8 protein-coding genes and 1 pseudogene are annotated in these 14,236 nt (G+C 50.9%); 5 read left to right on the plus strand and 4 right to left on the minus strand.

Annotated elements, in window-relative coordinates; all coding sequences use genetic code 11:
* Positions 1 to 256, plus strand: a pseudogene (locus ACTNDI_RS13620) (group II intron reverse transcriptase/maturase); the annotation flags it as partial.
* A gap of 74 nt (positions 257 to 330) precedes the next feature.
* Here ACTNDI_RS13620 and ACTNDI_RS13625 read toward each other — a convergent pair.
* Positions 331 to 1,686 carry a dihydrolipoyl dehydrogenase family protein gene (locus ACTNDI_RS13625; RefSeq protein ID WP_441101506.1) on the minus strand — a complete coding sequence of 452 codons (1,356 nt, stop codon included), beginning with the start codon at positions 1,684 to 1,686 and terminating at the stop codon, positions 331 to 333.
* 468 nt (positions 1,687 to 2,154) lie between these two features.
* On the opposite strand from ACTNDI_RS13625, the gene ACTNDI_RS13630 reads away from it, so the two are divergent.
* Positions 2,155 to 6,246, plus strand: a complete 4,092-nt coding sequence (locus tag ACTNDI_RS13630) for a DEAD/DEAH box helicase (RefSeq protein WP_441101507.1) — start codon at positions 2,155 to 2,157, stop codon at positions 6,244 to 6,246.
* A 149-nt stretch (positions 6,247 to 6,395) separates the two neighbouring features.
* Here ACTNDI_RS13630 and ACTNDI_RS13635 read toward each other — a convergent pair whose 3' ends face one another.
* The 3 genes from ACTNDI_RS13635 to ACTNDI_RS13645 form a co-directional block, all read right to left on the minus strand.
* On the minus strand, positions 6,396 to 8,105 hold the full coding sequence (locus ACTNDI_RS13635; protein ID WP_441101508.1) for a PucR family transcriptional regulator: 1,710 nt from the start codon (positions 8,103 to 8,105) through the stop codon (positions 6,396 to 6,398).
* Between the two features lie 477 nt (positions 8,106 to 8,582).
* Positions 8,583 to 9,992 (minus strand): MFS transporter, encoded by a 1,410-nt coding sequence (locus ACTNDI_RS13640; RefSeq protein WP_441101509.1) that lies wholly within the window; start codon positions 9,990 to 9,992, stop codon positions 8,583 to 8,585.
* 36 nt (positions 9,993 to 10,028) lie between these two features.
* Positions 10,029 to 11,018 carry a uroporphyrinogen decarboxylase family protein gene (locus ACTNDI_RS13645; RefSeq protein ID WP_441101510.1) on the minus strand — a complete coding sequence of 330 codons (990 nt, stop codon included), beginning with the start codon at positions 11,016 to 11,018 and terminating at the stop codon, positions 10,029 to 10,031.
* Positions 11,019 to 11,567: 549 nt separating this feature from the next.
* Here ACTNDI_RS13645 and ACTNDI_RS13650 point away from each other — a divergent pair.
* From ACTNDI_RS13650 to ACTNDI_RS13660, 3 genes are all read left to right on the plus strand, one after another.
* Positions 11,568 to 12,170 carry an NUDIX hydrolase gene (locus ACTNDI_RS13650; protein ID WP_441101511.1) on the plus strand — a complete coding sequence of 201 codons (603 nt, stop codon included), beginning with the start codon at positions 11,568 to 11,570 and terminating at the stop codon, positions 12,168 to 12,170.
* Positions 12,171 to 12,193: 23 nt separating this feature from the next.
* Positions 12,194 to 12,901 (plus strand): hypothetical protein, encoded by a 708-nt coding sequence (locus ACTNDI_RS13655; protein ID WP_441101512.1) that lies wholly within the window; start codon positions 12,194 to 12,196, stop codon positions 12,899 to 12,901.
* A 238-nt stretch (positions 12,902 to 13,139) separates the two neighbouring features.
* Positions 13,140 to 13,715 (plus strand): HD domain-containing protein, encoded by a 576-nt coding sequence (locus ACTNDI_RS13660; protein ID WP_441101513.1) that lies wholly within the window; start codon positions 13,140 to 13,142, stop codon positions 13,713 to 13,715.
* The last annotated feature ends 521 nt before the right edge of the window (positions 13,716 to 14,236 follow it).

Consider the following 14,236-nt stretch of genomic DNA (forward strand, 5'->3'; position numbering starts at 1 on the left):
AATCAACAAATGGCTCTATCACAGAATACGTATGTGTATATGGAAACAATGGAAGAAACCCAAGACAAAGGTGCGAAATCTGATTAAGATGGGTGTACCCGAGGACTTAGCGTACATGGCTGGTAACAGTCGGCGCGGCCATTGGTTTACCACGCATACAGTCGCAGTCAATATGGCTATGACAAAAGAAAGACTGATAAACAGTGGCTTTTATGATTTAGCCACGGCCTATCAGTCTGTGCATGTCAACTATTGAAAGCGCCGTATACCGAACGGTACGTACGGTGTTGTGAGAGGACGGCGGTTAGTCACCGCCTCCTACTCGATTATTTAAACTTTCTTCAGCATCAGAGGTGTCAGGAGGTTCAGAAGCGCCTGTGATTCGGTCGGGAAGGTGAAGATCATCTGGTTGAGCTGCATGCCGGTGAGCTTCTGATTGATGATGAGAGCGGCGATATCGGCATTTGTGCCGGCGTCCTCTCCGTAAAAAGCTCCGCCTACAAGCTCGCGATTCTTATTAAAGATAAAGGTGAACTCGGCATCCGGCTGGTTCTTTGCTTCGAAGAGAAGACGTTTGCCGAATTCCGCGACCTCGATGTCATATACATCCGGCTGTGCCTCGGCCTGTTCCAGCGTTACACCCACCTGAGAGATTCTCGGAAGAGTGAACACCAGGTTCGGGATGACCGGATACTGAATCGGATTCGGATTGATTCCGAGTATCTGAGTGGCGATATAATTGGACTCAAAAGTTGCCGTCGGGGTCAGCTTCGGAATCCGTTTGTCTACACAGTCCCCGGAGGCATAAATATTCGGTACGGAGGTTCTCATGTGGTCGTCCACCTGAATGCCCCTTCTCGAATAGGAGATGCCAAGATCCTCAAGTCCGAGATTTTCCGTATTTGCCGCGCGCCCTGTGGCTTCGAGGACATAGTCGGTCTCGAGAGTGGATCCGTCAGCAAAGGTCAGAACATAGGAGCTTCCCTTCTTTGAGATCTCTTTCACTTCATGATTCAGAAGGAAGGAGGCACCTGCGGCTTTCATTTTGTCTACCACACGGCCTACATATTTTTCAGGGTACATGCGGAGCACCCGGTCAGTGTATTCGATCACTGTGGTCTGAGCACCCATCTGTACGGCTATGGAAGCAAATTCCATGGCGATGATTCCGCCGCCGATGAAGGCGATACGTGCGGGGAAACTGTCCAGATCCAGAAAATCTCTGCTGTCGTGGATATATTCCTTACCCGGAATATCCTGCTTCATGGCATGCTCACCGGTGCCGATCACAATGTTCTCAGCGGTAATCTTTCTGCCGTCGACATCAACGGTATGCGCATCCACGAGTTTTCCGTTTCCGTGAATGACCGGCATATGCGCGTTCTCGAACATCCCCTCCATAATCTTATTCAGCGGAGAAATTACTTTCTTCTTGTAGTTCATCAGACTCGTCCAGTCCGGCTTCGGCAGATCAGAAATACCGATGCCCTGATACCGCTTCAGACCGTCCAGATAATTGAAGGGCGTGTCAAGAAGAATCTTGGCATTGCATCCGTAGTTGGTGCAGGTTCCTCCGACGACATCTCTCTCTACAAAAGCCATCTTCTTGCCTGCCTGAAGCAGAATCATTGCTGCATGCCAGCTCGCATGGCCGGCTCCGATAAATATCACATCATAATCGTACATGTCCTGTCCTCCTGATTGCGGTAACCTTTGCTGTTGTTTTGCTTACATTCTCAGAATAGCACACAAAATGATATTAGTCAATTAAATTGCGTAAAATATAAATGATTTTTTTGCTCATGGTAGAACGTTCTTTATTTTCCTGAACCAATTGATGTATCGTATGGCCGTTTACTGGATCATCGTGATCATGATACATCAGGGGGATTGCTGTTGTTCTGCTTTGCCAGTCCGGCGGATCAGCGTCGCAATACGCAGCAGAGAATACATCGTGGCAAATGCCGTGAACAGGTCATATATGTTTTGTATGTGACCGATTTTCTGATATACTGCTGATTAGTGAGAGGCACTGGGACTGGCAGTTTTGCGACTGGCAGGCCCGCGATGGGCAGTTTTGCGGCTGGCAAGCCTGCGGTGTAAACCTGCGGGTGATTCCGCACAAAATTCAGAATATGGAATGGAGCTGTAAATATGAGTACATGGCGAAGCCTGTTTTCACAGACGATATTGACGAGAGGAAGGGAATATTATCGTGCAGGAAAGGCCAAGAAGCTGTCCTGGGAGAGCGATCCTGAGCATCGTGGCGGTGATATCTATGAGGCAACGGTACGGGGAAGCAGGAACTACCATGTCGTCATCAAGGCATCAGCCGGTGAGATCCGGGAGATGTCCTGTACCTGCCCTTATGCTGCGGCCGGCATGCCGTGCAAGCATGAGGCTGCTGTGCTGCTGGCAATTGAAGATGAATACGAGAAGCTTTATGTAGATTCGGATGAAAAAAACGAAGAAAAATCCGGATCAGATAAGGCGGGTGTGGAACATTCCGGAGGATCGGCCAGCCGTTCGTCTCAAGGCAAAACGGGAAGTGGGCGCGGGGAGTCAGACGGATGGTTCGGGGAGTATGGTATCTACGATATTCTGGACCGCGAAGGAAATGTTCTGGAAAGCGGAAAGACTGGCCCTAAAGGAAACGATGTCCGGAATCCACTGGAAGGTCTGGCAAAGCTTAGAGAGGAGACCGCGAAGGAACGGGAGGATGCCGCGGGTGCGGAGGATGCAGAGGAATATCGGCCGGACGATTACCGCTATTTCCATCCGGAGGAATTTCGGAAGCATCTGAGAATTTCCAACGAAGTGTGGAAAGCGGCGGAACAGCTGGTTCATCCGGAAGCAGAGAAGAAAAAATCTTCTTCAGGAAGAAGGACGGGAAGAAAGGCCAGAATTCAATCAGATATCAAAATTTTGGATTTTACCATGTCTACCGGTTACCTGCAGGATAATCAGATGCAGACGGGACCAATGGTCGGACAGGCAATTCTCCGGTTTGGGGATAACTATTATAATCGGAAGGCTACCCTGATGTTTGACCAGCACAGGATCATTTCCTCACAGTGTGAAGACTGGGATTGCCGGTATGGGATCGGTTTTCCGCTGGAGAATCCGACAAAACTCTGTGTTCATGAAGTCGCTGCTTTGCTGATGATGGAGGATTATCTGAAGGAACACAATCTCGGAGACGCATCCAGCTATGGCACCGAAAACTTTCTGTCTATGTTCGCGGATAAGAACACACAGAGCAGCACCGGGGCGGTAGAGTCCGGGGATACCGGGGATGCTGGAGTCCGCCCGTCGGAGAAGCTTACGATGGAACCCCGTCTGGAGCTGGAGCACGGGATGCTTTCCGCCACTTTCTATATTGGAAAAGACAGGCTGTACAAGATAAAGAATCTCAGCGAATTTGTAAAGGCCATGCAGAACAAGGAACGCATGAAGTTCGGAAGCAAAACGGAATTTCAGATGGGTGAGGATTTCCTGAAGAGCGACGAGGATAAGGCCTGGTTCGATTTTATCCGGGAAGCTCTGGAGAATCATCTGGAGTCCCAGCGATATATGGAAATGAAGAGCAGCTATTTGAACAGTTATACCTTCGATTATAAGGCAAATCTGCCGCTGATCGGGAGCTGGCTGGATCGTTTCGCCGACCTGATCGGCACGCATCCCGTTGAGATTTGGAATAAAGCCCTGAATGCAGGTGCGGGGAAGAGGATCATACATCTTCGGGACAAGGAGATTACACCGACGATTACCGTTACTCCGATACCGAAGAACGCGACGGAGCCGGTGGATGGCGTTCGCGTGACGAGTGATCTTCCCAGGCTCATGAAAGGACTGGATCACCTGTATTATTATCAGGAAAAGTATCTGAACCGTGTGACGAGAGAATCCTCGGAGCGCATAGAGATGCTGCTGCGCAGTACCGGTGGGAGGCTTGATCTTTCGATCGGGCGGAAAAATCTCGGCAGATTTTATCACGATGTACTGCCGAAACTGCGGGAAATCGCGGATGTCCGTGAGGAGCAGCCGGAACGGGTGAAGGGGCTGATTCCGCCAAAGCCTGGTTTCACCGCGTACCTGGATTATGACAGTCAGCTGCTTTTGTGCAGTGCCGAGGCGGCATATGGCAAGGAGACCTATCCGGTTACGGATGTCATTGAAAAACAGGATGGTGAGGAAGAACTCAGTCCCTCGTATCGGGATTCAGAAGCGGAGTGGGCTTACTGCAATGCGTTGCATCAGTATTTTGATCTGTACGATCCGATGCTTCATCTGATGTATGCGGAGAAAGACGATGACAGGCTGTTTCAGCTTCTGGATCACGGGATCGATGAGCTCCTGGACTATGGAGAGGTGCGCATGACGGCACAGTTCCGGAATCTGGGAATCCGCCGCAGGCTTCCGATGAAGGTCGGCATCAATGTGGAAAGCAATCTGCTGGATCTCACGGTTTCGACAGAGGATCTGACGGAGGACGAGATTTATCAGATTCTTGACATGTATCGACGCAAGAAAAAATATGTCCGGCTCAAAGACGGCAGTTTTTTCAAGCTGGATCAGAACGATTCGGTCGAAGAATTGAGTGAGATGCTCGAGACACTTCAGATTCCCCTGCAGGAATTCGTGAAAGGCAAGATGCAGCTTCCCGCTTACCGTGCCCTGTATCTCGACAAGATGCTGGAGCAGACGGAGGATCTGTATGCGGTTCGCGATAAAAAATTTAAGCAGCTGATCAAGGAATTCAAAACGGTGGAGGATTCCGATTTCGAGGTTCCGGATTCGCTGGCGCAGACGCTGCGGAAATATCAGAAGGAAGGGTATCGCTGGCTTCGCATTCTTGACCGCTATGGCTTCGGAGGCATCCTCGCCGATGAGATGGGACTCGGAAAAACGCTTCAGGTGATCACCGCGCTCCTTGCGTCGAAACTGGAATCGGAGCAGGAAGAGCTGAGTGCGGCGGAAACGAAGAAGCTGAAGGCGGAGAAGACAGGTGTAAGCCTGATTATCAGCCCCGCCTCGCTGATCTACAACTGGGAGGAGGAGCTGCACCGGTTCGCGCCGGAGCTGAGGACGCTGGTGGTTGCCGGGTCCGCTTCGGAGCGAAAAAGAATGCTCGAGGAGTATCAGGACTATGACGTTCTCGTCACTTCCTACGATCTGCTGAAGCGGGACATCGCTTTCTATGATGGTCTGAGCTTTCGCTACGAGGTGATTGATGAGGCACAGTACATCAAGAATCCGGGAACGGCGGCGGCAAAGGCCGTGAAGCTGATCCGCGCAGAGACGAGATATGCGCTGACCGGAACGCCGATTGAGAACCGGCTGTCCGAGCTCTGGTCGATTTTCGACTATCTGATGCCCGGTTTCCTGTACCGGTACGAGGAATTCCACTCAACCTTTGAACAGCCGGTTGTAAACGGGGATGAGAAGACGGGAGAACATCTCAGGCGCATGGTGGCTCCGTTTATTCTGCGTCGTCTGAAGAAGGATGTGCTGAAGGATCTTCCGGATAAGTTGGAGGAAGTCCGCTATGTGCAGATGGGGAAGGAGCAGCAGAAGCTCTATGATGCCGAGGTTCTCCGGATGAAGAAGGATCTGTCTAAGCAGACCGATGAGGATTTCCGGAAGGGCAAGCTGCAGGTTCTGGCAGCGATTACCAGAATCCGGCAGATCTGCTGCGACCCGTCGCTGTGCTTTGATGGATATAAGGGGGAATCCGCCAAGAGAGAGGCGGTCATGGATCTGATTCATACGCTGATCGATGAAGGCCACCGGGCGCTCCTGTTCTCACAGTTCACTTCGATGCTGGCGTTGATCCGGGAGGAGCTTATCCGTGAGAAGATTCCGTTCTATGAGATCACAGGCGCTACCCGGAAGGAAGAGCGCACGAGGCTGGTGCGGGACTTTAACGAAAATCCGGAGATCCCGGTTTTCCTGATTTCCCTGAAGGCGGGTGGTACCGGATTGAACCTGACTGGAGCGGACGTTGTGATTCATTATGACCCGTGGTGGAACACCTCGGCGGAGGATCAGGCAACGGACCGCGCGCACAGGATCGGTCAGAAGCGGGTAGTCACCGTGTATAAGATGATCATTCGCAATTCGATCGAAGACAGAATTCTGGAGATGCAGGCGATGAAGCGGGATCTGGCGGATCAGATCCTCAGCGGGGACGCACTTTCCAGCAGCACGATCACAAGAGAGGACCTGATGCAGATTCTTTCCTGATACGATCGTTGACACAGTAAAAACTCATGGCGTAAAAATCATAATTATTTTTCAGCCGTTACAGATATTCGAAAAACAAGAGCCGGACTGAACGCCCTGCGGGTGTGCGGTCCGGCTCTTGACATGTGACCAGGTTAAAAAATGTAACGTTACTCATGCAGCATCCCGAGCATGTAATAGGAGAGCAGAAGCTTGATGCGCTCCTTCGGGTCGTCGAGGTTGATGCTGATCAGCCGGTGGATTTTCTCCAGCCGGTAGGAGAGGGTGCTCCGGTGAATGTACAGCTCCTTCGAGGTCTGCAGGACATTCCGGTCATGAAGCAGATATGCTTCCAGGGTATGCGCAAGCGCAGTGTGGTTTTTCTGATCATACTCCAGAAGCTTTTGAAGGGCGTCGGAGCAGAGAAGCTCCGCCGGCATGTCTTCGGTGGAGCAGCGGATCATATAATCGAGCATGTACTGATCAAAATAGTAGTACCAGATCATGCTGCTGCCGGAGAGCCCGAAGTTCAGGGCAATATTGGCCTGGTCGAAGAGAATGCCCAGCCGGAAAAAATCACGGAGCTCGGAGCTGACGCCGATTTTCAGAAGACTGTCCCGCATGGGCACCGCGAGACGGCTGACGACGTCGGAGGTTTTTTCGTGCGCGTATGAGAGGTTCACAACAAGAGTGATTCCCTCCTGATGAAAAAACGCCCGCCCGGCTGCCAGGATGGTGTTGATCTGGTTAAGGACCGCATAGGAGGAAATGATGTTGAAATCCCTCTGCTGCGTTACGATCCGCATGACAACATACCGGTCGTTCCGGTTCCAGTTCTGATAGCGGAGATAGCTCAGAACCTGCTGCTCGTCTGTCTCTTTCTTCTCACACAGACGGACCATGAGTTCGTATGTATCGTCCGAGATGCTGAATTTTCTGAGATCACCGGAATACAGAAAATGCTCCAGGAGTTCTCCAAGATAATCAATAACCGCAAAATCACCGGGCAGAATTCTGCTGTCAACCTCAAGGTCCAGAATCCTGCCCCGGTAAATATCGCCCTGCCAGATGTTCCGGTACAGAATCTGATATCCGGTCTGTTCGGAGGGATACAATACAGGACGGCGCTCTTTGAGTCCATCGATATAGACGGGATCGGTGCGGAAATCGTTGATCAGATCCATCTGCACCATGGGAAGACCGGTTCTTCTGTCCCGTCCGCGTTTCATCTTCTGCTCCGGGTAATTGCACTCCGCAAGGATAATAAAGTCACGGTCATGCAGGAAGATGGGGTTTCGAAAGATCGTCTGGCTCAGGTCAAAGATTTCCTGAAGGGGCGTCTGGAGCAGAAATGCCTCCTGAATCTTCAGATCCCATTCGTGAAAACGATCAAAGAGATCCTGCACCAGGGAGAGAATCTCCGGAAGGCTGTGATTGTCGCGTATGTAAATCCTCCCAGGCATGGAGCGGCGGAACGAGGCGTGCGGATCCCGGCACAGAAGCAGGAAAGCCCTGCCGGAGAGAAAATCGTCGGGGAGACCGTCTAATTCAGATTCCGGGCACAGATACACGTACTTTAGTGCGGGAGCGGATGTGTCGTTTGTCGTAGAAGACTGTTGGTTTCGGCTCCGGGGTGACATGTGTGCGGAGACGGGTTTGCTGTCGTCAGTAATGGTTTCTCTGCTGAAAATACGGATCCCGAAAAACCGCAAATCATCCGTTGTATCTGAAATAAGATAATCTATGCCGGCCAGAGTCAGAGCATCTGCAATGACCTGCAGAGGCGGGTGAAAGCCGGACGGAAACCGGGAGGTTTCGGAACAGGAGGAGTCGGATTTTTGTGTTGGATCGGTGCTTTGACCGGTGGTTCGATTATTCATAGATTTTATATTATCCTTGTCGTTCGGATGCTATACGATGATTTTATATGTTCCGGAAATATTTCAAAATATTGTGCCTGCGGGCTCACAACTGCAGGGTTACGTTCTGCAGGATAGCGTGCGCAAGCTTACGTTTTTATGGATAATGCCTGCAGGGGGTCATATCTGCAGGATAACGCGCGGAAGGCCATGCCTGCAGAGAGTGGGGACGCAGGTTATGTGTGTATCGCCACTGTGTGTCTGCCCGATGCAGTTTTTGCCTGGCTTCAGTATACCAGATCCGAGGTTCTTGTCATACATCACCAGAAAAAAAGCGCCCCGAAGGGCGCTCCATATTTTATAGCATATTTTTATAATGTTGCGATTGTGGCCGGGCCAGGCTTTTTTCCCGTCTTAATTTGTGGCCGGGTCAGGCTTTTTCCCCGTCTTAATTTGTGGCCGGGCCAGGCTTTTTCCGCGTCTTAAATTGTGCCCGTGTCAGGCTCTTTTCCTTGCCTCGATTTCCGCGGCATACTGATCGACCTTGTCCTTTGTCAGGCGGAAGCCGAAGGTCAGGCAGAGAACCGCAATGATCAGTGCGATAGCCGGGATCAGCATGAATCCTGCACTGATGGCGGTCTTCAGCTGATTGCTTGTGTCTGCCGGGTCAATTTTTGGGCTGAATGCTCCGGCCGCGAGGCAGGCACTGATGATGATGCCACGGGTCATGATGGAGACCTTCAGCGGCACATTCTGCAGGCCACTGATCCATCCCGCAGCGTTCTTTCCGGTCTTCCACTCACTGTACACGATGGTATCGCCGTAAAGGGCCGGAGTGCAGGCGTAGGTGATGCCATAGCCGAACAGGGATACGGACATCAGGATAATGACCATCATGACATTATTGTGACCGAAGAACGCCAGGATCAGAATTACTGCCTGGATTGCCATTACGCCGATGGTAGTGTTCCTGGTGGAAAAACGGTTGCTGAGCGTTTTGCTCAGATAGGCGCCGACAATGCAGAATACATTAGTGATCAGAATGTACACCGGCGTGAGCTTTGCGTTGTTGGCTACATACAGGAAGTAGTAGCTGGCAAAACCCATGCAGATGAAGTTGAACATGAACTTTGCGAGATCCGCGATCAGAAGAGCGATCAGGGGCGGGTTCTGCGCAAGCGCGCGGAGCAGATCCTTTCCGCTGGTCTTGTCCTTCGCGGAAGCCTTTGCGTCTGCCTGTGAGGTCTGGACGGTATTCTCGTATCCTTCGAACATCTTGAAATGCGCGAAGTAAAGAACAACAAACAACACACCGAAGCAGAAGGCAGCGCCGCCGTACATATTGACCTTTCCGATGACGCCCGCGGCTGCGGAAGCAACGACCGGCGCAGCATAGGAAAAGACAACCTTGGAGGCATTGGACCAGGCGGCTCTGGTTGAGGCGAGCTGCGAACGGTCCTCCGGCGTTTTGCCCGCGACAGAGATCATGGATACGTTTGCCACATAGGCAAAATTCCAGCAGACATGGCTGGCGATTGCCGCCACGATGATCAGGACGGCGGAACCGATGCCGGACCCGAATTTGACGAACTGAAACGCATAGAGGAACGGTACGATCCACGGAATCGCAACGAGCCAGGAGCGGTAGCGGCCCCACTTCATTGGCTTTGAGCTGTTGATGATGGCTCCGTAGATCCAGGACAGGAGCGCGTCAACCGTACTGGCTACTGTCGTGATCATGGTTACGACCGGAAGCGCGAACTGTGCAAGGTTTGTCAGGAAAAAGTTAAAATAATAGCTTTCAATGCTGGACATCAGATTAAAGCCGAAGTCTCCGACGCCGTAAAAAACCTTCAATTGTCTGCTCAGCGGCTTATGATCCGGAGCGGACGATGTGTTTTTTGCCATAAGAGAATCCCCCTTCTCTGCTCAAAAAATTCCGTATCAGAACATATCCTTGCTTGCGCTGTCGATTTCCTCGGTCAGTGCCTGATAAACGCCATCAAAGGTGCTCATTGGTCCGCCCTGAGAAGCACAGGGAATATAGTACAGCTTGCCATACTCCGTGCATGCTCTTCTGACCTGATCATGGACTTCCTGTCTGGTCCAGCCGGGATGATCAACGGTCGCGGAGTCGATGCCGCCCATGAAGGAGATCTTGCCGCCGTAGGTGTCGATGCACTTGCAAATGTCGTTTCCGGTCATGACACCCTGCCAGATATCGATGCCCATGTCAATCATATCGGGAATCAATGTCGCGGCGTAGGAATCGGAATGATGTACGATCAGCTGCACGCCTCTTTCTTTGTAATATCCGTAGATCTGTTTGTAGGCATCCACGAAAAATTCCTCAAACATAGCCGGAGAGAAGAAGGTGGAGCGCTGGCTTCCCCAGTCGTCATGGTGGAATACCGCATCGATATGAAGGTGATCGCAGGTCTCTCTTGCCGCGTCAAGCTCCCACTCGGTGAGGTATTTGATCAGGTCGTGCATCTCGTCCGGCTCCTCATAGAAGTTCATCATGGCATCCTCCATGCCCATGAAATAATGAAGACTCTCGAAGAGACCCGGTGCCTGGAAGTTCGAAACGAATTTATCCTTGCGGTCTACAGCCTCGGCTGCGGCGATTGCAGGCTCCCAGGCTGCTTCCGGAAATACCGGTGACGGTGCGTGAATGATGTCCCTCCACTCTGTGATATCCTTCAGAAGGCGATGCGCGTCATCGTGAACCGGGAATGGTCCGGGCGTTCCCTCCGGCCAGGAGCGGGTGACACCCCACTCATTTGTGACATTGAGCTCGCCGTATTTCGGTGCCTTATAGGTGGCGCGGATCGGATCATTCATGATAATGGAGAGGAACTCGAACTGATTGACAAATCTGTCGGGGTGACCTCCGTGAATTGTTTCCAGCAAATTTTCTCTTTTTGTAAGCATAGCAAACCCTCCCTGCGTTATGCATTATTTGTGTAATATTTACAAGAATGAAGATAGCATCTGGTGTGTTTGCAGTCAATAGTGACAACGAAAACGAGCGAAAGTTCCACAGTTTCGCAGATTCGGGAACGCGTAATTCCGCAATTTTGCGGATGGCGCGATTGTATTCTAAATGTACGGGAGGGAGTAATGCTTGAGCGATTCGGGCAGGTGATCCGGGTGAAAAGGATCAGACGTCATGTTTTCTCTCGGCTTTTTCAGTGAAGAACTTCCGTCTGTGACATTTCCCCTTTCATAACCATCAATCCCATTATTAATTATCCTGGATTGACCCATGGACTGCATGGTTTTTCTGGAGGAACCTGCGGAAAAGGAGGGCACAAACCACGGCGGGCTGCTTGCTGTAATGATTTTACTCACGTATAATCGGGATGAGACCCGGAGTTTATCACAAAGCGGTGCAATCTGCCGGGTAATGATTTTGCTCACGTATCATCGGGATGAGACGGCAGAGGATGTCTGCCAGCAACACACGAAAGGATTTAATATATGAAAAAAGATGAGGACCTGATCTGGACTCCGGTTTCCGTGGAACATATTGTGCAGGATGAGTGGATTGATTTCCGAAAGGTAAAATACCGTTACCCGGATGGCAGGGAATTTGAGCCGTTTTATCAGTACAGCCGTAGAGATTATTCGGTGATCGTTCCGGTAACGGAAGACGGAAGATTTTTGTGTGTGCGCCAGTTCCGGCACGGGATTGGTGAGGTGACGACGGAGTTCCCGGCGGGAGGTATCGAGCCGGCTTTTTTGGGGTCAGCAACGGCAGCGGATGTTCGTGAAAGCGCTATGCAATGCGCAGTAAGAGAACTGCGGGAGGAAACCGGATATATCTCCGAAGACTGGACCCCTCTCTCTGTTATCCCATCCGATGCAACGCTTTCGGATAATTACGCCTATCTCTTTCTTGCGCGAAACTGCAGAAAGATCTCGGGGCAGAGTCTGGATGAAACAGAGGATCTGGAGCCTGAGCTCCTGACAGAAGAGCAGATCGAGAAACTGATCCGCGCGGGTAAATTTCAGCAGAGTATACACGTGATGGCGTATCTGCTGGCGCTGCGGATACTGAATGGGCAGAACTACAACCTGTAAACAATTTAACGGCGGAGGTGTGTATGGATAGAAAGACAACCCGGAAAGTAGTGATGATCTTGATTGCGGTGTCGGCGGCGATTTATCTGCTGCAGATCGCGATTTTCCACGATGAGAGAACGACAGCGTTCTACATTCTTCAGGACCTGGCGTTTATGCCGGTCACGATAGCGATCGCGACTCTGGCTGTCGGGGAGATCATTAATGATCGGGAGAAAAAAGACCGCCTGGAAAAAACGAGAATGCTGACAAGCTCGTTTTTCACAGGTATGGGAGCTTACCTGATGCACGAGATTCTCGGGATGACGAACGCGGATGCTTTCATCCACGAGATCGTGAGGTCGGGAGCAGATCTGCCCGGAACGGAAGAGGAGATCCGGAAAAGAATACAGGAATCAAAGCTGGCGGTTCACATTGACGCGGCCGGGTATACAAAGGCGCGGCAGATCATAACGGCGAACCAGACCAATATTCTGGTGATCGCATCCAACCCGCTGATCATCGAACATGAATGCTTCACGGAAATGCTGTGGGGCGTGTTTCACCTGATGGATGAATTCCGACTTCGTGGAACCTGGGATGATCTGTCAAAGGAGGATATCTACCACTTTAATCAGGATTTTGAAGAGGTTCTTCGTCTCATGCTGATGAACTGGGTCGGAAATGCGCGGTATTTGAAGGAAACGTATCCGGCGTTTTATGCTGCGGCATCATCCAGAATCGAGAAATGAAAGAATACTGCCGGCAGAGGGCTTATGGATCGGGAGATGAAAAGATATCGCTGGCAGAGGGGTTTTGGATCGGGAAATGAAAAGATATCGTCGGCAGAGTGGTTGTGGATCGGGAAATGAAAAAATATTGGCTGCAGAGAGCTTGATGAAAGAACCTCAGAGGTAAAGAGATGACGTTGACATAAAAAATTGAAAAACGCATAATGGTGGTACATTTGACATTAAAGGAGCGGCAGACATGGAAAAACTGACAATTGATGAGGCAAAGCGGATCAATAATACAATGGTTTCGGAGGAGCATCTGAAGCTGCATGCGGCGAACGTGGCGGCGTGCATGGGTGCGATGGCAGAGCATTTCGGGGCGGACAGGGAGCACTGGGAGGCGGTCGGGTATCTCCATGACTATGATTATGAGAAATTTCCGGAAGAGCATCTGCAGCATACGGAAAAGGAGCTTCTCGGCGAGGGAGTTCCGGAAGAGGATGTGAGAGCAATCATGAGCCACGGGTACAGCATCTGCACGGATGTGAAGCCGGAGACCGACATGGAGAAGAGCCTTTTTACCGTGGATGAGCTCAGCGGCATTATTCAGGCAGCGGCACGGATGCGGCCAAACGGGATCATCGACATGGATATTAAAGGCTTCATGAAGAAGTTCAAGAGCAAGAGTTTTGCGGCCAAATGCGACCGCGCTCTGATCCTTTGCGGCTGTGAGATGCTTGGGATGGATGTCCGGGAAGTGGCGGAGATTTGCATTCGCGGTATGAAGGATCATGCGGAAGAGCTCGGACTTGCGGGCGATCACGGGAACTGAAAATATATTATGCGGAAAAGGGACACCATCTCGCAGACCAACCGTTTGGAAATCCTTTCTTATGGCAAGTCTTCAGAAAAAGGGAAAACTGGTACGGAACGGTTCTAAAAGAGATGGAAAATGGAAGGTGATCGGCTGATTGCCGGAAAATGACGCTTTTCGTTTTTATACCGACAATCTTATATCGGTATAAATGTCGGTTTACTGTCGGTAGAGCGTATAATGTAAACGGACGTGGCAGAGGTTGCGAGTATTTCGCAGCAGGCCATCAGCCGGATTACAAAGGGAGCAGGGAGAGATTTCTCTGTGCTCTTTTTTACGTTGAAGTATCTCTTATAGCTGAGGATATAAGGACAAGGGCAGGCTGCTGCGCAGTTGGAACTTCTCAACATTGATCAGCTATGCAATGCTTTGACATACTCCCACGGCTGAAGCCGTGGGATTCTTTAGATTCTCTTAACATCACCACAGTCGTATAGGAGGGATATAGTTAAGTCTTTCAAGATTTATCGTCTATAGGA

Origin of the sequence: Bilifractor sp. HCP3S3_D3 (assembly GCF_052063915.1) — a bacterium.
Lineage (GTDB): Bacteria > Bacillota > Clostridia > Lachnospirales > Lachnospiraceae > Bilifractor.